Origin of the sequence: Bradyrhizobium sp. McL0615 (assembly GCF_049993905.1) — a bacterium.
Taxonomy (GTDB): Bacteria; Pseudomonadota; Alphaproteobacteria; order Rhizobiales; family Xanthobacteraceae; genus Bradyrhizobium.
In genome coordinates this window covers 8,777,025-8,800,104 of sequence record NZ_CP188254.1, presented here as the reverse complement: position 1 = coordinate 8,800,104, position 23,080 = coordinate 8,777,025, and the positions used below count along the sequence as shown (strand labels likewise).

23 protein-coding genes are annotated in these 23,080 nt (G+C 62.6%); 14 read left to right on the top strand and 9 right to left on the bottom strand.

Annotated features, from left to right (window positions below; genetic code table 11):
- Nucleotides 1-72 precede the first annotated feature (72 nt).
- Together ACPPVP_RS42370 and ACPPVP_RS42365 are read right to left on the bottom strand one after the other, a co-directional pair.
- A complete protein-coding gene (locus tag ACPPVP_RS42370; protein WP_426530011.1) occupies nucleotides 73-1,851 on the bottom strand; it encodes a putative bifunctional diguanylate cyclase/phosphodiesterase in 1,779 nt (592 codons plus the stop codon).
- 216 nt (nucleotides 1,852-2,067) lie between these two features.
- Nucleotides 2,068-3,030: a sensor histidine kinase gene (locus ACPPVP_RS42365; protein ID WP_426530009.1), complete on the bottom strand. Its 963-nt coding sequence runs from the start codon at nucleotides 3,028-3,030 to the stop codon at nucleotides 2,068-2,070.
- A gap of 188 nt (nucleotides 3,031-3,218) precedes the next feature.
- Between ACPPVP_RS42365 and ACPPVP_RS42360 the strand changes: the two genes are divergently transcribed.
- Both ACPPVP_RS42360 and ACPPVP_RS42355 read left to right on the top strand, forming a co-directional pair.
- Nucleotides 3,219-4,061, top strand: a complete 843-nt coding sequence (locus ACPPVP_RS42360) for an SDR family NAD(P)-dependent oxidoreductase (RefSeq protein WP_426530007.1) — start codon at nucleotides 3,219-3,221, stop codon at nucleotides 4,059-4,061.
- A gap of 124 nt (nucleotides 4,062-4,185) precedes the next feature.
- The gene (locus ACPPVP_RS42355; RefSeq protein WP_426530005.1) at nucleotides 4,186-4,683 is read left to right on the top strand and encodes a cupin domain-containing protein; all 498 of its coding nucleotides are present in this window, start codon (nucleotides 4,186-4,188) and stop codon (nucleotides 4,681-4,683) included.
- Nucleotides 4,684-4,786: 103 nt separating this feature from the next.
- Here the strand turns inward: ACPPVP_RS42355 and ACPPVP_RS42350 are convergent, their stop codons facing one another.
- Nucleotides 4,787-6,163 (bottom strand): cytochrome P450, encoded by a 1,377-nt coding sequence (locus ACPPVP_RS42350; RefSeq protein WP_426530003.1) that lies wholly within the window; start codon nucleotides 6,161-6,163, stop codon nucleotides 4,787-4,789.
- Between the two features lie 231 nt (nucleotides 6,164-6,394).
- Here ACPPVP_RS42350 and ACPPVP_RS42345 point away from each other — a divergent pair, with 231 nt between their 5' ends.
- Nucleotides 6,395-7,219 (top strand): hypothetical protein, encoded by an 825-nt coding sequence (locus ACPPVP_RS42345; protein WP_426530001.1) that lies wholly within the window; start codon nucleotides 6,395-6,397, stop codon nucleotides 7,217-7,219.
- A 163-nt stretch (nucleotides 7,220-7,382) separates the two neighbouring features.
- On the opposite strand, the gene ACPPVP_RS42340 is transcribed toward ACPPVP_RS42345, so the two are convergent.
- A complete protein-coding gene (locus tag ACPPVP_RS42340; protein WP_426529999.1) occupies nucleotides 7,383-8,624 on the bottom strand; it encodes an LLM class flavin-dependent oxidoreductase in 1,242 nt (413 codons plus the stop codon).
- Nucleotides 8,625-8,800: 176 nt separating this feature from the next.
- Here ACPPVP_RS42340 and ACPPVP_RS42335 point away from each other — a divergent pair, with 176 nt between their 5' ends.
- The 4 genes from ACPPVP_RS42335 (at nucleotide 8,801) to ACPPVP_RS42320 (ending at nucleotide 12,918) form a co-directional block, all read left to right on the top strand.
- A complete protein-coding gene (locus tag ACPPVP_RS42335; RefSeq protein ID WP_426529997.1) occupies nucleotides 8,801-9,502 on the top strand; it encodes a VOC family protein in 702 nt (233 codons plus the stop codon).
- 132 nt (nucleotides 9,503-9,634) lie between these two features.
- Nucleotides 9,635-11,041 (top strand): MFS transporter, encoded by a 1,407-nt coding sequence (locus ACPPVP_RS42330; RefSeq protein ID WP_426529995.1) that lies wholly within the window; start codon nucleotides 9,635-9,637, stop codon nucleotides 11,039-11,041.
- A gap of 126 nt (nucleotides 11,042-11,167) precedes the next feature.
- Nucleotides 11,168-12,379: an extracellular catalytic domain type 1 short-chain-length polyhydroxyalkanoate depolymerase gene (locus tag ACPPVP_RS42325; RefSeq protein WP_426529993.1), complete on the top strand. Its 1,212-nt coding sequence runs from the start codon at nucleotides 11,168-11,170 to the stop codon at nucleotides 12,377-12,379.
- 161 nt (nucleotides 12,380-12,540) lie between these two features.
- Entirely contained in the window at nucleotides 12,541-12,918 is a 378-nt protein-coding gene (locus tag ACPPVP_RS42320; protein WP_426529991.1) for a Rid family hydrolase, read from the top strand.
- 27 nt (nucleotides 12,919-12,945) lie between these two features.
- Here ACPPVP_RS42320 and ACPPVP_RS42315 read toward each other — a convergent pair whose 3' ends face one another.
- Nucleotides 12,946-13,257: a hypothetical protein gene (locus tag ACPPVP_RS42315; RefSeq protein WP_426529989.1), complete on the bottom strand. Its 312-nt coding sequence runs from the start codon at nucleotides 13,255-13,257 to the stop codon at nucleotides 12,946-12,948.
- 139 nt (nucleotides 13,258-13,396) lie between these two features.
- Between ACPPVP_RS42315 and ACPPVP_RS42310 the strand changes: the two genes are divergently transcribed.
- A complete protein-coding gene (locus ACPPVP_RS42310) occupies nucleotides 13,397-13,780 on the top strand; it encodes a winged helix-turn-helix transcriptional regulator (protein ID WP_426529987.1) in 384 nt (127 codons plus the stop codon).
- Nucleotides 13,781-13,786: 6 nt separating this feature from the next.
- Here ACPPVP_RS42310 and ACPPVP_RS42305 read toward each other — a convergent pair whose 3' ends face one another.
- Nucleotides 13,787-14,467: an MBL fold metallo-hydrolase gene (locus ACPPVP_RS42305; protein ID WP_426529985.1), complete on the bottom strand. Its 681-nt coding sequence runs from the start codon at nucleotides 14,465-14,467 to the stop codon at nucleotides 13,787-13,789.
- Nucleotides 14,468-14,625: 158 nt separating this feature from the next.
- Here ACPPVP_RS42305 and ACPPVP_RS42300 point away from each other — a divergent pair, with 158 nt between their 5' ends.
- Nucleotides 14,626-15,441: an RMD1 family protein gene (locus ACPPVP_RS42300; RefSeq protein WP_426529983.1), complete on the top strand. Its 816-nt coding sequence runs from the start codon at nucleotides 14,626-14,628 to the stop codon at nucleotides 15,439-15,441.
- Between the two features lie 59 nt (nucleotides 15,442-15,500).
- Here the strand turns inward: ACPPVP_RS42300 and ACPPVP_RS42295 are convergent, their stop codons facing one another.
- The gene (locus ACPPVP_RS42295) at nucleotides 15,501-16,619 is read right to left on the bottom strand and encodes a vWA domain-containing protein (RefSeq protein WP_426529981.1); all 1,119 of its coding nucleotides are present in this window, start codon (nucleotides 16,617-16,619) and stop codon (nucleotides 15,501-15,503) included.
- A 165-nt stretch (nucleotides 16,620-16,784) separates the two neighbouring features.
- On the opposite strand from ACPPVP_RS42295, the gene ACPPVP_RS42290 reads away from it, so the two are divergent.
- Complete coding sequence (locus tag ACPPVP_RS42290; protein ID WP_426529979.1) at nucleotides 16,785-17,270, top strand: MmcB family DNA repair protein; 486 nt, start codon at nucleotides 16,785-16,787, stop codon at nucleotides 17,268-17,270.
- 52 nt (nucleotides 17,271-17,322) lie between these two features.
- Nucleotides 17,323-17,619 (top strand): hypothetical protein, encoded by a 297-nt coding sequence (locus ACPPVP_RS42285; protein ID WP_426529977.1) that lies wholly within the window; start codon nucleotides 17,323-17,325, stop codon nucleotides 17,617-17,619.
- 113 nt (nucleotides 17,620-17,732) lie between these two features.
- Here ACPPVP_RS42285 and ACPPVP_RS42280 read toward each other — a convergent pair whose 3' ends face one another.
- Nucleotides 17,733-18,287: an ActR/PrrA/RegA family redox response regulator transcription factor gene (locus ACPPVP_RS42280; RefSeq protein WP_426529975.1), complete on the bottom strand. Its 555-nt coding sequence runs from the start codon at nucleotides 18,285-18,287 to the stop codon at nucleotides 17,733-17,735.
- Between the two features lie 104 nt (nucleotides 18,288-18,391).
- A complete protein-coding gene (locus tag ACPPVP_RS42275) occupies nucleotides 18,392-19,717 on the bottom strand; it encodes an ActS/PrrB/RegB family redox-sensitive histidine kinase (RefSeq protein ID WP_426529973.1) in 1,326 nt (441 codons plus the stop codon).
- Between the two features lie 264 nt (nucleotides 19,718-19,981).
- On the opposite strand from ACPPVP_RS42275, the gene ACPPVP_RS42270 reads away from it, so the two are divergent.
- The 3 genes from ACPPVP_RS42270 to ACPPVP_RS42260 all read left to right on the top strand — a co-directional run bounded on the left by ACPPVP_RS42270 (nucleotide 19,982) and on the right by ACPPVP_RS42260 (nucleotide 23,079).
- Complete coding sequence (locus tag ACPPVP_RS42270; protein WP_426538354.1) at nucleotides 19,982-20,776, top strand: ABC transporter ATP-binding protein; 795 nt, start codon at nucleotides 19,982-19,984, stop codon at nucleotides 20,774-20,776.
- Complete coding sequence (locus ACPPVP_RS42265) at nucleotides 20,773-21,603, top strand: ABC transporter permease (protein WP_426529971.1); 831 nt, start codon at nucleotides 20,773-20,775, stop codon at nucleotides 21,601-21,603. The genes ACPPVP_RS42270 and ACPPVP_RS42265 overlap by 4 nt, the downstream gene beginning before the upstream one ends.
- Before the next feature lie 126 nt (nucleotides 21,604-21,729).
- Nucleotides 21,730-23,079: a polyhydroxyalkanoate depolymerase gene (locus ACPPVP_RS42260; protein WP_426529969.1), complete on the top strand. Its 1,350-nt coding sequence runs from the start codon at nucleotides 21,730-21,732 to the stop codon at nucleotides 23,077-23,079.
- The last annotated feature ends 1 nt before the right edge of the window (nucleotide 23,080 follow it).

Below are 23,080 nucleotides of genomic sequence, written 5' to 3'. Positions count from 1 at the left end.
AGCGGTATTCCACCGCTTCTGCCGGTCTATCGGTGGGGATCAAGCGTCCGTTCGCGACAAGCTTTCCATCCTTCAGCGGCGATAGCCGCCGGCGCGCGAATAGGTGGGACGGTTTTCCAGTGCTGGCCGGCTCGACACGCTGGCGCGCGCCTCGCTGGCGCGCGGGGTCGTCGCCAGCTTGAGGTCTTCCAGGAAAATTGGCTTCGAGAAGTAAAAGCCCTGGGCGTAGCGGATCTTGGTCGCGGCCTGCAGATAGGCCAGTTCCTCGAAGCTTTCGAGCCCTTCGGCGATCACGGTCATGCCGAGCGCTTCGCTCAGGGACTCGATCGCCCGCAGGATGCCCTGGCTGCGCGGACGCTTATGGATGTCGGTGATGAAGGAGCGGTCGATCTTGATCTCGTCGGCGGTAATGTCGGCGAGCGCCGACAGCGACGAATAGCCGATGCCGAAATCGTCGATCGAGATCTTGACGCCGAGCTTGCGGAAGATCGGCAGGATCTCGTCCTGAAAATGCGTCTTGGTGACGAAGGCGTCTTCGGTCACCTCGATCATGAAACGCGCCGGGAATCCGGTGGCCTCAAGTGCCTCGGCGAACGACTGCATGAATTCGGGATTGCCGGCCTGCTTGGCCGCGACGTTGATGCTGATCGTGGTGTCCGGGCCGAAGGTCTCGTTGATCAGGTCGATCGACTTGACGATTTCCGCCAGCACCAGATGGGTCAGTTCGTCGATCAGGCCCAGTTCGGTGGCAAGGTTGATGAAGGTGCTGGGAGCCTGAATCACGCCCTCGTCGTCGCGCAGGCGCACCAGCGCCTCGACGCCCGTGACTTCCTGGGTCCGGATATCGACCTTGGGCTGAAAGGCGCAGCAAAAGCGCTTTTCCAGGATCGCCAGCCGCAACGATTGCTCGATCTTCATCCGCGCCAGCGCCTCGCGCTCCATGCTGGCATCGAAGAACGCCGCGGCGCCCTTGCTGCCGTTCTTGACGCGGTACATCGCGATGTCGGCATTCTGACGCAGCACCTCGTAGCTGCGCCCGTGCTCGGGATAGAGGCTGACGCCGATCGAGGTCGAGGCGAATATCTCGGACTGCTCGATGAAGAACGGCGCCTTCAGCCGCTGCAGGATGAAGTGGATGTACTCTTCGACCTCGGCGTCGTTCTGGATCGGGTTGAGCAGCAGCACGAACTCGTCGCCGCTGATCCGCGACAGGATGTCGGAGTCGCGCAGGTCCAGCCCCAGCCGCTTGGCCATCTCCACCAGCAGCGCGTCGCCGACCGGGTGGCCGTAATAGTCGTTGATGTGCTTGAAATTGTCGATGTCGAGAAACGCCAGCGCGAAGCGGCCCTGTCCGTTGTCGTATTTCAGGAGGCTGTTGACGCGATGTTCGATCACGCGCCGCGTCGGCAGGCCGGTGAGCTCGTCGTAATAGGCGGAGCGAAACAGGTGATCCTCGAACGCCTTCTGTTCGGTGATGTCGGTCGAGCTCGAGATCAGCAGATTGCGCCCGGCGACCTGGATGGGCCGATGCGAGGTGAGAAACACCTGCTTGGCCGGACCGCCGACAATGGCTTCTTCCATCACGGCCGGACGGCCGGTACGCAGCAATTCCAGGCAGGTCTCGCGGCGGTCGTTCAGTTGCGGGGCTGAGGGCGCCGCGGCGGCTGCCTCCAGCAGGGTGGTCGCGGCATCGTTCATCAGCACGAACTCGCCGTGCTCGTCCTGAACCGTCACGCCGGCCGGAAGCAATTTGAAGACATCCCGCAGCATGCTCAATTCGGATTCAAATATGCTTTCATCGCGAGCCTGCGTCGCGGCCGCCTGAAAGTCGTGCTTTTTGGAACTATGCATGCCACGGAGCTTGGCAAAGTCCCTTGTAGCATTGGTTAAGCGGAACTGCGAAAAACCGGGACAACCGTAGAAGTCGCCGGTTTCCAACCGTGCCGAACTCGATCGTCATTAACAGAATGTCAACGCCGATGAAGAGGGCTACGTGCGAGGTGAATATCGGTTCATGCGTTTGGCCAGCGCGAACGGATTTTGCGCCGAGACTTCGCGAAAAACGCTCTAATTTGCGGGAAGCCGGCATTGCATCGTGCAATGCACGCCGGTCTTGAGGAAGCGGATCTCGGTCTTGCCGTCGAACGCGCGAAGCGCCGATTGCAACAGCTTGGTGCCGAAGCCCGCAGGGCCGACATTTTCGACCACGGGGCCCTCCGTTTCATCCCAGGTGACGTTGAGGCGACTCTCCGACACCGACCACGACACCTGCAACAGCCCGCGAGCAGACGAAAACGCGCCGTACTTGCCGGCATTGGTGGCCAGTTCGTGAAAGATCAGCGCCAGGCTGACCGCCAGCTTGGCCGGCAGGAACAGCGGGTCGCCGTTCAGATTGAACCGGACGTGGCCGTATGGCCCGAGTTCTGAATGCAGCATATCCTTGATGTCGCAACCGCGGCCGTCCAGCCGCGCGATCAAATCGTCGGTCGCCGATAGCGCGCGGAGGCGGCTATCGATGCTGCCCCAGATCTGCGGCTGGTTCTGCAGCACCTGATGCAGCACGGCGTGGATCGTCGACGTCTTGTTCTTGAGCCGGTGCTGCAATTCCTCGACCAGCAGCTTGCGGTATTCCTCTTCCTGGATCAGGCGTTTCGAATCTTCCCGCTGCTGCACGACGATCGTTCGGTAATGCTCGACGCCCCAGATCGCGAGCCCGCAAACCGCCCAGAACATCAAGAGCAGCGCAAACCGCGCGGAATCGGCAACACCGCTGCCGAAATTGACGATGACGCCGAGCGCGCCTCCTGCAATTGCCGTAGCGATCCCGATCCGGGCGCCGCCGACGGCCGCGGCCAGGAACACGGCCGGGAAATACGGCGTGAAGAATACGTCGGGACGGATCTGGGAGATCCCCCACCGGGCGATTGTCGACGACGCGAGGCAGGTGGCCGCGAAGCCCGTGCTAAAAAGCAGCGAGGGCTGGGAAATTCCCTGCCAGCCGTGCCTGAACTCGTCGATCAATTTCTTCATCGGGATTGTCACTTCACGTGATCAGCGAATCCAAAATATGGCCGAGCATATCGAAAATAGGGGATTTCGGGGCCGCTAATGGCAGCAGAGCGACTCTGTGCTGGCGATCACGGTAGAATTAGCGTGCTTGCCTTGCAGGCCGAGGGGCGGGAATATTGGTGGAACCGACGGCAAGAGGGGGCGATGACATGGGACGGCTGGACGGCAAGGTTGCTGTGATCACCGGTGCGACGAGCGGCATCGGATTGCACACCGCGGAACTATTCGTCGCCGAAGGCGCGACAGTCGTGATCGCCGGGCGCCGCGCGCCGGAGGGCGAGGCACTGGCCAAAAAGCTCGGCGCGACCTGCGTCTTTCGCCAGACCGATGTCACGGTGGAAGCGCAGATGCAGGCGCTGATCGGCCTTTCGGTGGAGAAATTCGGCCGCATCGATTGCCTGTTCAACAATGCCGGCGGTCCGGCGCAAACCGGCGGCATCGAAGGTCTCGAGGTCGAGCGTTTCGACGCCGCGATGGCGACGCTGGTGCGCAGCGTGATGCTCGGCATGAAGCATGCGGCCCCCCATATGCGAGAGCAGGGTTCCGGCAGCATCATCAACAATGGCAGCATCGCCGGCCGTCTCGCCGGCTTTTCGTCGTCGATGGTCTATAGCGCGGCGAAGGCCGCCGTCATCCATCTCACCAAATGCGTGGCAATGGAACTCGGCGAAGCCAACATCCGCGTCAATTCGATTTCGCCCGGCGCGATCGCGACGGGCATTTTCGGCAAGGCGCTGGGCCTGACGGTGGAGGCTGCCGAAAAGACGCCTGCCGTCATGCGCGAGGTCTACAAATCGGCCCAGCCTATACCACGCGCCGGTCTGCCCGAGGATATCGCGCGTGCCGCGGTGTTTCTGGCGAGCGACGAATCCTCCTTCATCAACGGCCACGACCTGGTGGTCGACGGCGCCATGACCGGCGGCCGCAACTGGAGCCAGCAGCAGCAGGGCTATGTCGCGCTGAAGAAGGCGTTCGATCAGGGCGCGGGATAATCCGCCTTGTCGTCATTGCGAGCGAAGCGAAGCAATCCATTTCGCGGCAAAACGGATAGATGGATTGCTTCGTCGCTGCACTCCTCGCAATGACGACCAGATAATGCAAGGGAGAGAGACGCAAATGTCTGCAACATTCCGACCGTCACCGATATCAGAAGGCCGTCCGCTCTACCTCGCCATCATCGCCGGACTCGCCTGTGCCTTCGTCATCGGCAAGGCGCTGCCATCCACCATGGACGCTGTCTCGGCCATCATCGAGCCGCTCTGCGCCAACAGCGCGAGTGGTTCGACACAGGACGTGGTCGAGCCGATCTCCTCGCATGCCTTGCCGAACGTGGCGGGCAAGCGCGTGACGATCGTGCGGGTGTTCTATGGCCCCGGCGGGCTCACGCCGGCACACCGGCATGCCGGTTCGGTCACCGCCTATATCACCAAGGGCGAAATCCGCTCGCAACTGGCGGGCGGCCCGGTCGAGACGTTTGGGGTCGGGCAATCCTTCTTCGAGCCGCCCGGCGCCGTGCATCTGGTCTCGGCCAATGCCAGCATGACCGAGCCTGCCGAATTGATCGCGGTGTTCGTGGCTGACGAAGGCGCGCAACTCACGACGCTCGTGAAGTGAAGCTGGATCGTAGGGTGGGCAAAGCGAAGCGTGCCCACCATTCACATGCGTGGTCTCGAGAGATGGTGGGCACGCTGCGCTTTGCCCACCCTACGCACTGAATCTAAATCGGCTTGACCACCACGCGCAAACCATCGCGCGGTTTCGGGATCGGCCAAATCTGCCAGTCCGGCTTGTAGCCAGGCTCCAGCGACACTTCGAGATTCTGCAGGAAATGCCGCGCGAAGCATTTCGCCTGCATATAGGCGAAGTGCAGGCCGAGGCACATATGCGCACCGCCGCCATACGGCACCCAAGCGAAGCGGTGGCGGGTGCGCTGGGCTTCGTCAGAGAAACGCATCGGATCGAACTTGTCCGGATCGGGCCAGTGCTCCGGCATATGGTGCGTGAACAGCGGGTTGACGCCGACCAGCGTGCCGGCGGGAAGGTCGTATCCCTTGAACGAAAAGTTGCGCACCGCGCGGCGCGGCATCGACGGCACCGGCGGCTTCAGCCGCAGCGCTTCCTTGAACGCCATTTCCGACAGCGGCATCTTTTCGAGATTGTCGATGCTGGAGGGGTCGTTGGCCTCGATGCCGAGGCCTTTGACTTCCTCGCGCAGCCGCTGCTGCCATTCCGGGTGGGCGGCAAGCTCGCCGACAAAGGAGGTCAGCGACGACGTCAACGTGTCATGGGCCGCCATCATCAGAAAACTCATGTGGTCGATGATGTCCTGGGTCGACAGCAGCGCACCGTCCTCGTGCGTCGCCTGGCACAGTTGCGAGAACAGGTCATTGCCGCCGCCCCGCGCGCGGCGGATCGGAATCTGCTCGGCGAAGTAGGCAACGATCCGCTTGCGGCCTGCAACGCCGCGGCCCATCTGCGTGAACGGCAGCGGCCGCCGGATCGGCGCCACGGCAGCGGCCACCATGTCGACGAAGGCGCGGGTGATCTCGTTGACCTCGGGCCCGATCTCAGCGCCGAGGAACGACGTCGCCGCCAGATCGAGCGTGAGCTGCTTCATCGCCGGATACACCAGCATCTCGCCCGGCTGCGCCTTCCACTGCTTGACCCGCGCCGCAATGCCGCGGTCGAGATCGACGAGGTAGGACTTCATCGGCCCCGACTTGAACGCGACCGACAGCGCGCGGCGGTGCAGGCGGTGCTCTTCAAAATCCAGCAGCATCAGCCCGCGCGGAAACAGCAGGCCGAGGATCGGTCCCCAGCCATGGGTGGAGGAGAACAGCCGCCCCTGGTCGAACAGCACGAGCTCATTGGCCTCAGGCCCGAGCATCGTCACACTGGTCTCGCCGAACAGATGGGTGCGGTAGACCAGACCGTATTTGGCGGCCGACTTCTCAATCTGTCCTTTGGGGTCGGCCAGCACCGCCAGTGTGTTGCCGATGAACGGCCAACCCTCGTTACCGGGAATGTGCCGCAACGCCTTGGGGTTCGGCGGCACCGGGATATTGGCGGGGGAAGCCACACTCTGCATCGACATGGCGCTTGCTCCGGTTGAGCCTTGGAATAGCAAATATTATCTATCGTATCGGCGGCTTTGTCGTGACCCGAATATCGCTGCCGGCCAAAGCCTGCCCCGTAAATAAAGCCTTGTCTCGCCGAAGCATATAGCACGAACGTGTGAAGGGATGCCCCGGCGGCGGGTCAATTCGCGCCATCGCGCCCGAAGGCGTGCTATCGTATCCCAAACCAAGCATATCAGGGGGACATCATGCCGAAATTGTTTCGTGTTGTCGCGTTGGCCTTCATCGTCCTGGGCGGAATCCCGGTCGCTGCGGGCGTGGCACATGCGCAGACCAAGCCGCTCGTCACGACCCTGGGGCCGGACTTTCCCAAGACCGGAATCTTCATCGGCAACAGCTTCTTCTATTACAACAACGGCCTGCCGGGACATCTGTCGCTGATGGAAAAGGCCGCCGACCCCGAAAATAAGCAGGCCTACCGCAACACGATGGTGACGATCGGCGGCTCCGGCTTCGACTGGCATGATGTCGAAAGTTATTTCAGGCCCAACGCCATCGGCAGCTATTCCTTCGACGACAACAACAACGTCGTCTTCAACAAGCTCGACAAATTGTTCGACGTCGCCGTCATGATGGATTGCAGCCAGTGCCCGATCCATCCCAAGCTCAATTCGGTATTCACCGACTACGCCAAAAAGAACAGCGACATCGTGCGCGGCAAGGGCGCCAAGCCGGTGTTCTTCATGTCCTGGGCCTATGCCGACAAGCCCGAGATGACCGCGCCACTGGCTGAGGCCTATACGGTCGCAGGCAACGCCAACAACGCGCTGGTGATCCCGGCGGGCCTTGCCTTTGCCAAGGCCATCGGCAAACAACCCGAACTCAATCTCTATGCGCCCGACAAGCGCCATCCGTCGCTTGCCGGAACCTATCTGGCGACGTGTGTGGTGTTCGCGGCGCTGACCGGGCGCTCGCCGGTCGGAAGCAGCTATCTCGCCGGGATCGATGCGCCAACCGCGGCGTTCCTGCAGAACGTCGCGTGGGACACCGTGCAGGAATATTACGGGAAGTGAGACGCTTCTGGCGCTAGCGTTTTGCAAAACGGCCAACCCCGTCATTGCGAGGAGCGATAGCGACGAAGCAATCTATCTATCCGCGCGTTGAGGTATGGATTGCTTCGCTTCGCTCGCAATGACGACGATAGAGCTCGTCGTCATCACTAACGTCAGAAAACCGTCACGCCTTCCGCTTGGCCGCTTCCTTCTGCAGGTCGGGCGCGTTGATGGTCGGGATCGCGACCCGGCCCGGGCCGGTCAGCGGCAGCGCGGCGGCGGCCTTTTCGTTTTGCATAATCTTCGCCATCACGGCCTCGCCCGCGCGCTCGAACACCGCGCGGTTCTCGATCAGGAATTTTTGCGATTCACGCAGCTTGGTCACGTAGCCGTTGATTTCCGGAATCACGTAGCGCGCCACCATGTCCCAGCTGCGGCGGGTGTTTTCCGGGTTGGCCCAGTCGTGCACGAAGCCGATGATGGAGCCGACGCCGCCGGAGACATGCATCAGGTTCTTGATGGTTTTGACCAGATCATCCGGCGTGCCGATGGTCGAGGCCGCGTTCTCGCCGCCGGCGGTTTTCTCCACGGCGTCCTCGGGCGACTTGAACGGCTCCACCCCGGGCCGCTGTAAGGTGCGGACGGTATATTCATTGTGCCAGCGCATCAGGCCGGGGCCGGCCTCGCGCTGCGCCTGTTCGCGCGTCTCGGCAATGTGCCAGCTCAAGAGCACGCGCCAGTCGGAGCGGCTTACGGTGACGCCGGCCTTCTTGGCGGCGTCCTCGGCAAAGCCCCATTGCGTCGGCAGCGCCATCAGGCCCTGGGTCGACATCGAGCCCAGCGAGATGATGCCGATGCCATATTTGCCGGCGAGCGTCATGCCGGATGGCGAGATCTGCGAGGCCACCACGAACGGCATGTCCTCCTGCAGCGGGAGTAGCTGCAGCGCGGCGTCCTGCATGGTGAACCAGTCGCTCTTCGCCGTGACGCGCTCGCCCCTAAACAGGCGGCGGATGATCGCGATCGCTTCGTCCTGCCGGTCACGCTGCGTCATCGGGTCGATGCCGAGCGTATGTGCATCAGACGCCAGCGCGCCCGGACCGGAGCCAAAAATGGCGCGGCCGCCGGTCATCCAGTCGAGCTGCACCATGCGCTGGGCGACGTTGTAGGGATGGTGATAGGGCAGCGAGACCACGCCGGTACCGAGCTTGATGCGCTTGGTGCGTTCGCCAGCAGCCGCCAAAAACATTTCCGGCGAGGCGATCATTTCCCAGCCCGAGGAATGGTGCTCGCCGCACCAGAATTCGTCGAAACCGAGCGTGTCGATCTGCTCGACGAAATCGAGATCGCGGCGGAACTGGAGCAGCGGATTCTCGCCGATCGGGTGATGCGGGGCGAGAAAGGCTCCGAACTTGAGACGCGCCATGGGGGTTTTCTCTCCGGATTTATTATTCTTTGGGAATTGCTCGGCATCAAACCTACGGGGTGGGCAGGGGCAAGGCAATCCTGAGAACCCCGCCGCCAGCGCATGGTTGTCGCGCGAAGGCGACTGTCTTACCGTCGGCCGGAATTAGTTTGCCCCTCCTGCCGCCGAAGGCCGAGATGAAACTCGCCAAACCCCGCATCGACATCGGCTTTGCGACCAACAACGCGCCGCCGGCGCTCAAGTTCTGGCAAAACGAGATCGGCCTGCCGTTTGACCACACCCAGCCGATCCGCCGCGGCTACAAGCAGCACCGGCACGATCTCTGCGGCTCGATCCTGAAGATCAACCAGGTCTATGAGCCGCTGCCCGACAATCCGCCCTCCGGCTATCGCGAGCTGTTGATTGCGCGCGATGGCATCGCGACACCGCAGCCGATGATTGATCAGGATGGCAACCGCGTCGTGCTGGTGCCGAAGGGCATGTTCGGAATCGAACGCATCGGCATCCGTCTTGGCGTTCGCGACGCAGAGGCGCATCGCCGCTTCTACAGCGAGGCGCTTGGATTGCCGCAGGGCGGGGTGGCCGATGGCGCGATGACCTTCCTGGCGGGCGACACGGTGCTGATTGTCGAGCAAGCGGCGGATGCGCCTGACGATGCCGCGTTCGACGGCAAGGGCTGGCGCTACATCACGTTCCAGGTCTTTGAGGTCGATCGCGAGCACGCTTACGTGCTGGCGCATGGCGGCCGCGAGGCGCGCGCGCCGGTGACGCTTGGCAGCACCGCAAGGATCTCGATGGTGCGCGATCCCGACGGCAACTGGATCGAGCTGTCGCAGCGCGCCTCGCTGACGGGATCGCTGGAGCCGTCGACCGCGTGAGTTCTTCAGCTGGAGGCGGGCGCCACTGGAACCGCGTTCACGCGGGAAATCGATTACCTCGGGGGTAATCGCTGATACGACCGAAGCCTGAGATCATCCGATGCAAGAGATCCCCAACAAGGCTCGCCCCCCATGCATCAGATCGTCTCCGCTCCCGTCGATACCTCGCGCCGCTGGTGGGTGCTCGCGACCGTCGTCGCGGCGCAATTCATGTTCGGGGTCGACGCCTTCATCGTCAACGTCGCGATCCCGACGATCGCGACTGAGCTGCACGTGAGCGCGGCGCAGATCGAGGCTGTCATCGCGGTCTATTTGATCGCCTATGCCACGCTGGTCGTCACCGGCGGCCGCCTCGGCGATATCTACGGCGCGCGGAACGTGTTCATCTCAGGCGTGGCGGGCTTCACCGTCACCTCGCTGTGGTGCGGATTGGCGCAGTCCGGCCCTGAACTGATCGCGGCGCGGCTGGCGCAGGGCGCGACCGCGGCGCTGATGGTGCCGCAGGTGCTGGCCACTCTTCATTTGCTGTTTGCGGATGCCTCGCGCGCCCGCGCCTTCGGCATTTACGGCATCGTGCTCGGACTGGCCGGCGCGGCCGGCTTCGTGCTCGGCGGCATTCTGGTCACGCTTGATCTGGCGGGCCTCGGCTGGCGTGCGGTGTTTTTCGTCAACGTGCCATTTGGCGTGCTCATCATGGCTGTGGCCTTCAGGATCATGCCGACGTTTCAGCGCCGCGCCGGCACACGGCTGGATATTCCCGGCGCGATCGTGCTGTTTACAGGCCTGCTGTGCCTGATCGGTCCGCTGCTGTTCGGCCACGATCTGCACTGGTCGGCCACGGTCTGGCTGGTGATGACGGCGGGCGCGGCCATCATCGCTGCCTTCCTGCGCCTGGAGCGCGCGGTCGCCCGCCGCGGCGGCATGCCGTTGATCGATCTCGCGCTGCTGTCGGATGCGGCATTCATGCGCGGACTTGCCGCCGTGTTCTTTTTCTTCTTCGCCAATTTGTCGTTCTATCTGGTCATGACGATCTACCTGCAGAAAGGGCTGCAGATACCGCCGCTGCAGGCCGGCCTCGTCTTCCTGCCTTTGGCGCTGACCTTTGTGATCGCTTCGCGCCATAGTGGAGCCCGCGCCAAACATCGCGGCACGCTGGTGCTGATCGAGGGCTGCGCGGTGCAGATTGCCGGCCTTGCCGCATTGGTGATCGCGATCGAATGGATCGATACGCCGTCCGCGGTGGTTCTTGCCCTGGCGCTGACGATCTTCGGCTACGGACAAGGGCTCGTCATGGCGCCATTGTCGAGCGCCGTGCTCTCGACCGTGAAGCCCGTGAGCGCCGGCGCCGCCTCCGGCATCTACGGCACCACGGCGCAGATTGCGAATGCCGCGGGTGTCGCGGCGATCGGTGCGGTATTCTTCGCGATCGAATCGAATCACGCGAGTCGGCCGGCGCTGTTTGCCGCGTGCGCGCTGTTTACGCTGTCGATTATCGCCTGCGCCGCATTCCTGACATGGATGCGTCAGGTCACGAGATGACAAATTAACGTCAATTGCCGAAATTTGATTGTGGGGAATGACAGTGCACGGCCTTTTTATTTTGCAGTGCAGCAACTATCTGTTCTGGGTAACGTTGCATTAAGCACAATCGCCCCAGGAGCCACCTTGTCGCTCGCGAAGAACGTCGAATTCCTGCGCCATTTCCCGAAGCTGAACGGGTTCAATGGCTTGGGAATCTATGGCCGCAGCACTTCGCCGGGGGCCAGCAGTCCGCTCGTCGAAATCTCGGGATTTGGCACCAATCCCGGCGCGCTCAAAATGTTCGCCTATGTGCCGGAGCCATTGCCGCGCGCGCCCGCGCTCGTCGTCGTCCTGCACGGCTGCGGCCAGACCGCGACCGCTTACGACTTCGGCACCGGCTGGTCGACGCTCGCCAAACGCTATGGCTTCGCGTTGTTGATGCCCGAACAGCAGTCCGCGAACAACGCCAACACCTGTTTCAACTGGTTCAATCCGGGCGATGTCGCGCGCGGCCGCGGCGAAGCCGCCTCGATCCGGCAGATGGTCGCGCGGATGGTCGCCGATCATAAAATCGATCCGCGCCGGATCTATATCACCGGCCTTTCCGCCGGCGGCGCGATGACGTCGGTGATGCTGGCGGTCTATCCGGAAGTGTTCGCGGGCGGCGCCATCATCGCCGGTCTCCCGTTCGGCATCGCCAGCAATGTCCGGGAAGCGCTCGGCGGCATGATGCAGTCGACGTCGCGCCCCGCAAGCAAATTGGGCGATCTGGTTCGCAAGGCCTCCAAACACAAGGGCCCGTGGCCGAAAGTGTCGGTGTGGCACGGCACCGCCGATCGTACAGTCAATCCCGGCAACGCCAACGAAATCGTCAAGCAATGGCTCGACGTCCACGGCCTGCCGTCAGCGCCGATGTCGGGGGTCGACGTCGACGGTCATCCGCGCGAGGTCTGGTGGAATGCCGACGGCGAGACCGTCGTCGAATCCTACACCATCACCGACATGGCCCACGGCACGCCGCTGGGCCTGACCGGCAACGATGAACCCTATGGCGCGGAAGGGGCGTTTCTGATCGAAGCGGGAATCTCGTCTTCCTATCACATCGCGGATTTTTTCGGCCTCACCGGCCGGGTCAATCCCGCCGCCGAAGCGACCAAACCGGCGCCGGCGTCGACGGTCGTCCCATCCGCCGCCACCGAATCCCTGCAGTCGTCCGATCTGGCCGCCACGCTGTGGTCGAAGTCCCACAAGCCCGTTCGCCAACACAACCCCGCGCCGAGCGAACCGAGGCGCCGCGGCATCGATGTCGGCGGCGTCATCACCCGCGCCCTGACGGCGGCGGGACTGATGAAATAGCCGCGGTAAGGGAGCTTGCGCTGGAGCGGTTTCGGCGATCAGTTCGATCGCGTGACCATGGTTTCCCGGCTCGCCACCTGCCCGGTCTTCTCCGTATGACGCTTGAATACATCCACTCACACGCGTGCTTTACTGAAGCAGCACAGCGGAGGAGTTGACCGTTGATCAGAACCAATTTCTCTTCGGGCTATCCTTTCGAGGACGCATACGGCTATGCGCGCGCTGTCCGCGTCGGGAATCAAGTGTTCGTTTCCGGAACGACGGCCCGCGGTCAGCACCTCGAGGGCGATGCCTACACGCAGATGATGGCCGCAATCGCAACGGTCGCGGCAGCGCTTGGTGAGGCTGGAGCGGAGCTACGCCACGTCGTACGAACCGTCGTCTATGTTCTCGATATGGCGGATGTCCATCAAATCGCGCGCGCGCATGAAGAGACGTTCGGTGCGTCCCGCCCAGCAAGCACGCTTGTACAGGTCGCCGCTCTAACACCCGCTTCGGCTCGAGCCGAAATCGAGGTGACGGCTATCATTCACAACTGAATCGTCACGCCACGTACCCGCGCTCATTTATGACCGCGGTGAAGTTTCGGCGATCAATTCAATCGGCGTGACCGTGACTTCGCCGCCCGCCACCTGCCGGGTCTTTTCGGTATAATGCTTGAAGAACTCCCGCTGCTGTAGCGTCTTGACCGCCAAATCGTCGGCGGCAGAGGCGAGATGCCAATAGCTGGAATCGTCGCGGTTTTTCATGCAGCGGTAGATAATCCTCCCCTTCAGCTCGGGGTCATTGTCGAGCGCGGCAATGAAGCGGCCGATTTCCCGGTGCCATTCCTCGGGCGTGCCATTGGCGAACTGATATTTGATCATGAAGTGCTTCATTGAAGGCTCCTTCGTTGGGCTGCATCGGATCATCTGGTGTGCGTTGGAGCGGAAGCGCAAGTATGGACAAAAATGATAGTATGGACTTATCCGCACTTGCTCGTATCCTGACCGCCTCCAATGCATCGGAGGGGACGAGATGGCGAAGCCGAAATCAGCGCTGACCTGCGGCTGTCCGGTCGCTGCTTTCCAGAAAATGATCAGCGGCAAGTACAAGCTGCGCATCGTCTGGGATCTGAAGGACGGTCCGCTCCGCTATGGCGAAATCAGGAATGGCCTGCTGCGCGGCACCATTGGAAGTTCCGAAATTGCGCCGCGCGTGCTCAGCCGCGAGCTGAAGGCGCTGACCGAAACCGGGCTGATCGACCGCAAGGATTACGGCGTCGTGCCGCCCAAGGTCGAATATCGCCTGACCCGCAAGGGCAAGAGTTTCGTTCCCGTCATCGCCGCGATTCGCGATTGGGGCACGCGCCATCTGGCGCCGGCCGGACCGGGCGACATGCCGGGGATGGCCGCGGAATAGTCGCGATTACATCTCGCCGGTGAGAAACGGATTGGTCATCCGCTCATGGCCGATGCTGGAGCCGGCGCCATGGCCGCAGATGAAGCCGACATCGTCGCCGAGCGGCAGCAGCTTTTCCTTGATCGAGCTGATCAGCGTGGCGTGGCTGCCGCCGGGCAGATCCGTACGCCCGACCGAGCCGTTGAACAGGACGTCGCCGACATGGGCAAAGCGCAAATCCTTGTTGAAGAACACCACGCTGCCCGGTGAATGGCCGGGGCAGTGCAGGATGTCGAAGGTGAGATCGCCGATCGAGACTTGATCGCCCTCGTCGAGCCAGCGGTCGGGTCCGAAATTGCGCACGCCAGTCATGCCGAAGCGCTCGCCGCTGCTCACGACATTCTCGAGCAGGTATTTGTCGGCGATATGCGGACCCTCGATCTTGACCTGCAGTGCATCGCGCAAATCGGCCGCGCCGCCGACATGGTCGATATGGCCGTGCGTCAGCCAGATCTTCTCGACCGTGACGCCGGTCTGCTTGATCGCCTCCAGAATCTTGGGAACGTCCCCGCCGGGGTCGATCACCACGGCCTTCTTGGAAGGCTCGTGCCAGATGATGGTGCAGTTCTGCTCGAACAGCGTCACCGGCACGATCATCGCGCCGGCCTTGGCCTGGGTATCGGCCTGGGTCTCGGTTTTGTCATCCATGCATGGCACCATATTGCACATTGAAACGGGGTCAACACGCGGGGGAACCGATATGTAACCCGATTCAGTCCGTGATAAAGTTCCGCAGACGGATATTTAGTGGTGAAAGCCGGAAATCGCATCGGTCAGATCGCGATTTCGGCCGGGATGTACAGTTCATGGACCAACCCTCCAAATCGCCGCTGGTCGGACCCCGCACCACAGCCCGTGCCTTCTTCGTCAGCGAGCGCCTCAATACGTCGGGCCTCGAGCGTGGCGATGTCCTTGCCACGACACCGCTCGCGTTTCGCGTCAATGCGAATGGCGTCGCTATACTGTTCCGCTATGGCGTGGTGGTCCTGATCGGGCTGAATGCGCTGGAAGAGGAGGAATTCCTTCGCGGCCTCGACCATCGCATGACGGGGAAGTCTGCGCGGCGCGACGAGGAAATCGCGATCATCGAATTGGCGCCGGAAAGGGAAGACCAGATTCCACCCGGCGGCCCGATCTGCCTGCAGAGCCTTTCGCCCGAGCGGCTGATCCTGATCGGCGAGGCGCTGGCGAAGAGCGTCGTTCTGGCCCGGCACGAACGCGAGGTGGCCAGCGTCTTCGACACGACCGAGCCGTTCGCGCGGGAATTGGCACGGAGCGGGCGTATGCATGGCAGCCGCCGTTCGATCCTGAAGAATATCGGCAATGCACTGCTGGTGCGGCACCGGGTGTCGGGGCCGGTCGAAGTAGCAGAGAAACCCGATGTGCTCTGGGACAAGCCGCATCTGGAGCGGCTCTATGCCCGGCTGGAGGACGAGTACGAGCTCAAGGAGCGTGCGGAATCACTGAACCGCAAGCTCGCCGTGATCGCCGAGAGCGCGCAGGTGTTGACCGATATCATCGACACGCGGCGCTCGCTGCGGCTCGAAGTGATTATCGTGCTGCTGATCCTGTTCGAGGTGATTATGACGATCTATCAGCTCGCGATAGGCCGGCACGTCTAAGCGGGGCCGTCATTCCGGGGTCGATGCTTGGCATCGCCGCGGAATGACAGCCGATCACATTACCGCTTGATCTGCGCCTTCAGCGTATCCTCGACCACGCGATCGAACGACGACGCTTTCGGCGGCGCCTTGGCGCGCTGGTCGGCGACGTATTGGTCGCGTTTCGCCACCAGCGCCGACAGTTTTTCGTTGAGCGCCTTGCGCTGGCCCATCTGCTTGTTGACTTCCTCGGTACGCTGCTCGGGCTTCAGCGCGCGCAGATTGTCGGGCAGGTCTTCATCCTTGACGGCGGAAAGCCTGCTGCGGCCGGCAAAGACGTCGGAGACGAGATCGCCATCGCCGGTCACGGCCTCCGACGTCGCCTTGGAGCGCTTGTTGAGGTAGCTCGCCATCTCCGAGGCCTGCGCGAGCGCGGCAGCGGCGACATCGGACAATTGCTTGGTCTTGCCCTCGGTGCGCTTCTGCAACTGCTTCGGTCCGTAAGGGATCACGGTGCCGTTGATCTCCCGCTGCAGGATGATGATCTCCTCATCGTAAGGCGTCTCGATGATGACGACCTGGCCGCCGTCCTGCGGGATCGGGATGAAGCGGCCGTTGCCGTTCTGGGCGATGTCGCGCCACACCCGCTCGGTATCGCGGGCATCGCCGGTCAGCACCGCGTTGACGATGATGTCTCGCTGCTTCGCTACCTTCAGCGTGACCGGGTATTTGGTGTCCTGCGCATAGTCCATGTGGGGCGGCGCGTCGCCGACCAGGAACACGATCCGCCTGGTATCGCCGCCGGAGGTCCATTGCAGCTTGTTGACGGCCACATCGAGCGCCTCGTTGACGCTTTCCGGCCAGTCGCCGCCGCCGCGCGCCTTCAGTTCCAGAAGGTGGGCGTAGAGATCCTGGATGTCGGTGGTGAGGTCGATCTTCTTGGTGACGTAGTCGTCGCCGATGTCGCGATAGGCGACGAGGCCCATGCGAATGTCGGCGTCGGGATTGGAATCGACGATCGCGGTCGCGATCGACCAGATCTTGCGCTTGGCGCCTTCGAGCAGGCCGCCCATCGAACCTGTCGTGTCGAGCACGAAAGCGACTTCGACGGCGGGCTTTGCAATGGCCGATGACAGGCCTGATGACAGCGACAGGGCAGTGAGGGCAAGGGCAAAAGCGGATGGTGCGATGCGTGGCATCGTTGGATCTCCTCCAGCGTCTTGTCCCTCGGAAGCAAGGTTTCCCTGGCTTCGCGGTGCATCGAGGTCACAAAAAAGGCTGGCTACTGACAAATTTGTGGCCGGCTTTGCGCCGGACTTGGCATCGCGCTGGGTGGTCGCTGTGAAATCGCATAGGGTTCACGGATGGAATCGCCCATCCGCCAGATCAGCCTCGTGCCGCCGTTGGACCGCCGCCAGTCGGAAACCGCGCTCGCAATCGCACGCGGCACTGCGCGGCTGTTACGGTCGCTAGGGTTCTCCTGCGTCAGCGAGCTGCCGCTGCCCTCGGGGCGGCGCGCCGATCTGGTGGCGCTGAACGAGAAAGGCGAAATCTGGATCGTCGAGATCAAATCCTCAGTGGAAGATCTGCGCGCCGACCAGAAATGGCAGGATTACCGGATGCATTGCGACCGGCTGTTCTTCGCCTTCACGCAGGATCTGCCTTGCGAGATTTTTCCGCAGGACACCGGCCTGATCATCGCCGACGCCTACGGCGCCCACCTGCATTGCGAGGCCCCCGAGCATCGCCTGCCGGCGGCCACGCGCAAATCGATGACGGTGCGTTTTGCGATGGCCGCGGCGCAGCGGATCAACCGCCTCGTCGACCCGCAGGGACACGGGGAGTTCTAGAGTCTCGTTCTCATGAATTTAGAATCGGCAGATGGCGAGAGATTATTCCGGGTTGAAGCATCACGCCAAGGTTCACAGCTTTCGCATCGCGACGGCGATTGTCGCGTGGATACTGATCGCAGGCATCTTCTATTACCGTCCCGACTGGATCAAATGGGGCCTGCGCGGAGCAACGCACGGGATTGAAGCCGTTGGCGATTCGCTGCCGTACCCTTGGGGAGATCGCATCGAGATCGTTCTGCGGGAGCTCGGCGGCATCATTTGGCTTCAAATCACCGCCGTTATTTTGATGCTGCGGTTTGTCTTATCGAGCATCGCATTGGCGTGGCGGTCTCGGCGCGGCCGCTAACGCAGAGCCATAGGGTGGGCAAAGCGAAGCGTGCCCACCATCTCTTCGCGACCGATGTCTTGAATGGTGGGCACGCTTGCGCTTTGCCCACCCTCCGAGGCTGCGATGGGCTGTTACCGCGGCGCGCGTTTGGCCAGAATCCGCTGCAGGGTGCGGCGGTGCATGTTGAGCCGCCGCGCCGTCTCCGAGACGTTGCGGTTGCACATCTCGTAGATGCGCTGGATGTGTTCCCAGCGCACGCGATCCGCCGACATCGGGTTCGACGGCAACTCGGATTTCTCGTTGCCGCTGGCGAGCAGCGCCGCGACGACGTCGTCGGCATCCGCCGGCTTCGAGAGATAATCCACCGCGCCCATCTTCACCGCGGTGACCGCGGTTGCGATGTTGCCGTAGCCGGTCAGCACGATGGTGCGCGCGTCGGGGCGCTTGCGCTTCAGCGCCGACACCACGTCGAGCCCGTTGCCGTCGCCAAGCCGCAGGTCGACCACGGCGAAGGCCGGTGCGGCCTTGTTGATCTGCGCCAGCCCGTCGGTCACGGTGTCGCAGGAGGTTACCGCGAAGCCGCGGGTTTCCATCGCGCGTGACAGGCGCTCGAGAAACGGCTTGTCGTCCTCGACGATCAGCAGCGAGCGGTCGGAGAGATCGTTCAGTTCGGCGATGGCGTTCAAAATCGGGTTCCCCCGGGGTTGCGGATACAGAGCATCATATAGAGCATATGGCGCGGCAGCCTTGCACTGCCAAGGCCCCACAAAGTCGATCGGCTCGCTTTACCCTAATCCGCTGGACCGGCAGCATTATCCTCGGCCTCGAAGCTGGCGCGGGGCCAGGCGATCTGCACCACGGCGCCGTGATCGGGAAAGGTCCGGTTGGAGAACGAAACCTTGGCGCCGGTTCGTTCCAGCAGCGTGCGGGCGATGAACACGCCAAGGCCGAGGCCTGCGCGGTCGCGATTAGCCTCATCGGCGCTGCGGCGCCTTGATAAATAGGGTTCCCCGATCCGTTTCAGCATATCGGGCGCGATGCCCGGGCCGTCGTCCGAAATGATGATTTCGACCGTATCGGCATTCCACCAGGCGTTCACCTCCACCGTGGTCCGTGCGAAATCGACGGCATTTTCTAGGATGTTGCCGACGCCGTAGAGGATGGCCGGGTTCCGCGCGCCGACGGGTTCCTTCGTGGCTGCGACAGCTAGCCGCACCTTGATGGCGACGTCGAAATCGCGATGCGGCGCCACCGTTTCCTCGATCAGCGTCGACAGCGGCATGCGGTCGAACGGCGCACCGGAGGAGGAAAGCTGGGTGATCTTGGCCAGGATGTCGCGGCAGCGCCGCGCCTGCTCGCGCAGGGTTTTCAGGTCGGACGCCAACGGGTCGTTGCCGTCGACAGTCTTTTCCAGCTCCCGCGAAATCAGGAAGATCGTGGACAGCGGCGTGCCGAGTTCATGCGCGGCGGCAGCCGCAAGGCCGTCGAGCTGGGTCAAATGCTGCTCGCGCGTCAGCACCAGTTCGGTCGCCGCCAGCGCATCGGAAAGCTTGCGTGCTTCCTCGGTCGCCTGGAACGCATAGAGACTGGTAACGCCGATCGCGAGCACGATCGAGAGCCAGACCCCGAACAGATAGATCGGCGGCAGCACCAGCGGGTCTTCGCTGTCCCACGGCAGCGGCAAATGGAAGAACACCAGGGCCGAGGCGCAGGCGACCGCGAGCAGGCCGAGCCCGATCGTCAGCCGGATCGGCAGCACGGTCGCCGAGATCAGGACCGGGCCGAGGAACAGGAACGAGAACGGGTTCTGCAATCCCCCGGTCAGGAACAAGAGCGCAGCCAATTCGACGATGTTGAGCGAGAGCAGGGCCGCGGCATAGACCGGCTCCAGCCGCTGCATCGGGTTGAAGGCGGTCTGCAGTGCGAGATTGAGCAGCGCCGAAACGCCGACGATGGCGACGCAGGCAAGGGCCGGAAAGGCGAATTCCAGCCCATTCGCCACGATGAAGATCGCGGTGAGCTGGCCGAGCGCCGCCAGCCAGCGCAGCCGGAGGATCGTATCGAGACGGACATAGCGGTGCGGAAGGCGGAAATCAGTGGCGTCGACGTCGGTCATTGCGGGAGTTTAGCCGTGCGGGGTCGCGATCACAAATTAGCGACGTCATTCGGTTTGGCACGGGGGCCTGCATGATTCGAGACGCCGCGGAGCCTGTCATCGGGCGCGCATTCGCGCGACCCGTTGGCGGCTCCTCACCATGAGGGTCTTGGACCTCATCCTGAGTAGGCGCGACAGCGCCGTCTCGAAGGATGACAGCCCTGCTGCTGCTCAAGGACAAAGCCTTGCGCTACCAGCCCTGATGGCCCAATGAACGTCCCTGAAATGGTCAATAGCGACGCCACGCCAGTGCAATCGGCCGCGGCCGGGCCGGAAGGCTCCGCCGCGATCGACGTCGCGCATCTGATAAAACTCTACAAGACCACCCGCGCGGTGGATGACGTGTCGTTCCGGATCGCGCGGGGCAGCATCACCGGCCTGCTCGGCGGCAATGGCGCCGGCAAGACCACGACGATTGCGATGATCATGGGGCTGGTGCTGCCGACCTCGGGGCGGGTCCAGGTGCTCGGTCATGCAATGCCGGAGCAAAGCGCCGAGGTGCTCGGCCGGATGAATTTCGAGAGCCCTTATGTCGACATGCCGATGCGGCTCACGGTGCGGCAGAACCTCACCATTTTCGGCCGGCTCTATGCGGTGAAGGATCTCGCCGGGCGCATCGATCAGCTCGCGTCCGACCTCGATCTCAAGGATTTTCTCGACCGCGCCAACGGTAAACTCTCGGCCGGGCAGAAGACCCGCGTCGCGCTGGCGAAGGCGCTGATCAACCAGCCTGAACTGTTGCTGCTCGACGAGCCGACCGCGTCGCTCGATCCCGACACCGCCGACTGGGTGCGGCAGCATTTGCAGGATTACCGCAAGGCCCATGACGCCACCATCCTGCTGGCGTCGCACAACATGCTGGAAGTGGAGCGGTTGTGCGACCGCGTCATCATCATGAAGCGCGGCCGCATCGAGGATGACGACAGCCCCGACCAGATCATGGCGCGCTACAACCGGGCCACGCTGGAAGAAGTGTTTCTCGATGTCGCCCGCGGGCGGGTGCGGGAGGGGGCGCCATGAGCGAGGTCGTCCGCGAGATCGCCGCGCATCGCGGGATTTCCATCCATCGCATCCATGCGATGGTGCTGCGCTACTGGTATCTCCTGATGTCGTCGTGGCCGCGGCTCTTGGAGCTGATCTACTGGCCGGCGCTGCAGATCATCACCTGGGGCTTTCTGCAGAGCTACATTGCGCAGAACGACAGCTTCTTTGCGCGTGCCGGCGGCACGCTGATCGGCGCGGTGATCCTGTGGGACATCCTGTTCCGCGGCCAGCTCGGCTTTTCGATCTCGTTCCTCGAGGAGATGTGGGCGCGCAACCTCGGCAACCTGATGATGAGCCCGCTGAAGCCGATCGAATTCCTGATCTCGCTGATGATCATGAGCCTGATCCGGCTCGCGATCGGCGTCATCCCGATGACGCTGCTGGCGCTGTTCTTCTTCGATTTCAATTTCTTCGCGATCGGGCTGCCGCTGATCGCATTCTTCTGCAACCTGATCTTCACGAGCTGGTCGGTCGGAATTTTCGTATCCGGCCTGGTGCTGCGCAACGGGCTCGGCGCCGAGAGCATCGTCTGGACCTTGATGTTCGGCCTGATGCCGCTCGCCTGCATCTATTATCCGGTCGCGGTGCTGCCCGGCTGGCTGCAAGCCATCGCCTGGACGCTGCCGCCGACCTATGTGTTCGAGGGCATGCGCGCGCTTCTGATCCATCACGAGTTCAGGGCCGACCTGATGGTCTGGTCGCTCGGCATCAACGCAGTGCTGTTCGCTGCCTCCTTTGCGATCTTCCTTGCCCTTTTGCGCAGCGCCAAACACCACGGATCTTTGCTCGGAGGTGGCGAATAAGTCACAGTTTTCCGTGTATTTGCGGGGTTTTCGCCCCTTATACGTCTGGATAGGAGCCTTCGGCGCATTGACGCATTATTACGCATTCTGCACTATGCTGCGGCGCAAACAGAGGTCAGAAATAACATGCCTATTGGTGAGTTTGGCGGCGCACCGCCCCTAGTGGCCGAAGGCAGTCCGGCGCTGACGACGCCGATGTACTGGATGTACGAAATGGGCCACGCGTCGCTCAACCCGGCGCGCGCTGTGACCGACGCCACCAAGATCCTGTTTCAAAACCCGCTGAATCCCTGGTCGCACACCGAATTCGGCAAATCGATCGCCGCGGCCTGCGAATTGTTCGAACGCACCACCCGCCGCTACGGCAAGCCCGAATGGGGCCTCGACACCACTGAAGTCAATGGCGTGCGCACGCCGGTCGAAGTCCGCTCGATATGGGAAAAGCCGTTCTGCCGTCTGCTGCATTTCGATCGCAAGCTGACCCGGCCGCTGCGCAGCCCGCATCCGCGCGTGCTGATCGTGGCGCCGATGTCCGGCCATTACGCGACGCTGCTGCGCGGCACGGTCGAAGCTTTCCTGCCGACGCATGAAGTCTACATCACCGACTGGTCCGACGCGCGGATGGTCCCTCTCACCGAGGGCCGCTTCGATCTTGACGACTATGTCGACTACATCATCGAGATGCTGCACGTGCTCGGCGGCAACATGCATGTGATCGCGGTGTGCCAGCCTTCGGTGCCGGTGGTGGCGGCGGTTTCCGTGATGGAAGCGGCGCGCGATCCCTTTGTACCGCTGTCGATGACCCTGATGGGTGGCCCGATCGATACCCGCCGCAATCCTACTTCCGTGAACAACCTCGCGGCCGAGCGCGGCATCGAATGGTTCCGCAACCATGTCATCACCAAGGTGCCGTTCCCGCATCCCGGCGTGATGCGCGACGTCTATCCGGGCTTTTTGCAGCTCTCGGGCTTCATCACCATGAATCTCGATCGCCATACCGATGCGCATAAGGCGCTCTTCAACAATCTGGTGAAGGGCGACGGCGATATGGTCGACAAGCATCGCGAATTCTATGACGAGTATCTCGCGGTGATGGATCTGACGGCGGAATATTACCTCCAGACCGTCGACGTCGTCTTCGTCAAGCACGCGCTGCCCAAAGGCGAGATGACTCACCGCGGCAAGCCGGTTGATCCCTCACAGATCCGCCGCGTGGCGCTGATGACGGTGGAAGGCGAGAACGACGACATCTCCGGACTCGGTCAGACCGAAGCGACGCACGCATTGTGCCCGAATATTCCCGATCAACGCCGCGTTCATTACGTTCAAAAGGGCGTTGGACACTACGGCGTGTTCAACGGATCGCGATTCCGTTCCGAAATCGTGCCGCGCATCTCCGATTTCATGATGTCGGCGGCCAATCCCAAGGTGTCAGCGGCCAATACCAAGCCAACATTGGTCCGTGCAGCGGAGTAGC

Bases quoted from the DNA above. Each gene is read 5' to 3' on its own strand.
- ACPPVP_RS42310 (WP_426529987.1), top strand. From the start codon at position 13,397: ATGGCGAAGCCGAAATCAGCGCTGACCTGCGGCTGTCCGGTCGCTGCT.
- ACPPVP_RS42340 (WP_426529999.1), bottom strand. From the start codon at position 8,624: ATGGCGCGTCTCAAGTTCGGAGCCTTTCTCGCCCCGCATCACCCGATC.
- ACPPVP_RS42345 (WP_426530001.1), top strand. From the start codon at position 6,395: ATGCCGAAATTGTTTCGTGTTGTCGCGTTGGCCTTCATCGTCCTGGGC.
- ACPPVP_RS42335 (WP_426529997.1), top strand. From the start codon at position 8,801: ATGAAACTCGCCAAACCCCGCATCGACATCGGCTTTGCGACCAACAAC.
- ACPPVP_RS42370 (WP_426530011.1), bottom strand. From the start codon at position 1,851: ATGCATAGTTCCAAAAAGCACGACTTTCAGGCGGCCGCGACGCAGGCT.
- ACPPVP_RS42330 (WP_426529995.1), top strand. From the start codon at position 9,635: ATGCATCAGATCGTCTCCGCTCCCGTCGATACCTCGCGCCGCTGGTGG.
- ACPPVP_RS42275 (WP_426529973.1), bottom strand. From the start codon at position 19,717: ATGACCGACGTCGACGCCACTGATTTCCGCCTTCCGCACCGCTATGTC.
- ACPPVP_RS42260 (WP_426529969.1), top strand. From the start codon at position 21,730: ATGCCTATTGGTGAGTTTGGCGGCGCACCGCCCCTAGTGGCCGAAGGC.
- ACPPVP_RS42315 (WP_426529989.1), bottom strand. From the start codon at position 13,257: ATGAAGCACTTCATGATCAAATATCAGTTCGCCAATGGCACGCCCGAG.
- ACPPVP_RS42295 (WP_426529981.1), bottom strand. From the start codon at position 16,619: ATGCCACGCATCGCACCATCCGCTTTTGCCCTTGCCCTCACTGCCCTG.
- ACPPVP_RS42300 (WP_426529983.1), top strand. From the start codon at position 14,626: ATGGACCAACCCTCCAAATCGCCGCTGGTCGGACCCCGCACCACAGCC.
- ACPPVP_RS42290 (WP_426529979.1), top strand. From the start codon at position 16,785: ATGGAATCGCCCATCCGCCAGATCAGCCTCGTGCCGCCGTTGGACCGC.
- ACPPVP_RS42305 (WP_426529985.1), bottom strand. From the start codon at position 14,467: ATGGATGACAAAACCGAGACCCAGGCCGATACCCAGGCCAAGGCCGGC.
- ACPPVP_RS42360 (WP_426530007.1), top strand. From the start codon at position 3,219: ATGGGACGGCTGGACGGCAAGGTTGCTGTGATCACCGGTGCGACGAGC.
- ACPPVP_RS42265 (WP_426529971.1), top strand. From the start codon at position 20,773: ATGAGCGAGGTCGTCCGCGAGATCGCCGCGCATCGCGGGATTTCCATC.
- ACPPVP_RS42365 (WP_426530009.1), bottom strand. From the start codon at position 3,030: ATGAAGAAATTGATCGACGAGTTCAGGCACGGCTGGCAGGGAATTTCC.
- ACPPVP_RS42270 (WP_426538354.1), top strand. From the start codon at position 19,982: ATGGTCAATAGCGACGCCACGCCAGTGCAATCGGCCGCGGCCGGGCCG.
- ACPPVP_RS42355 (WP_426530005.1), top strand. From the start codon at position 4,186: ATGTCTGCAACATTCCGACCGTCACCGATATCAGAAGGCCGTCCGCTC.
- ACPPVP_RS42350 (WP_426530003.1), bottom strand. From the start codon at position 6,163: ATGTCGATGCAGAGTGTGGCTTCCCCCGCCAATATCCCGGTGCCGCCG.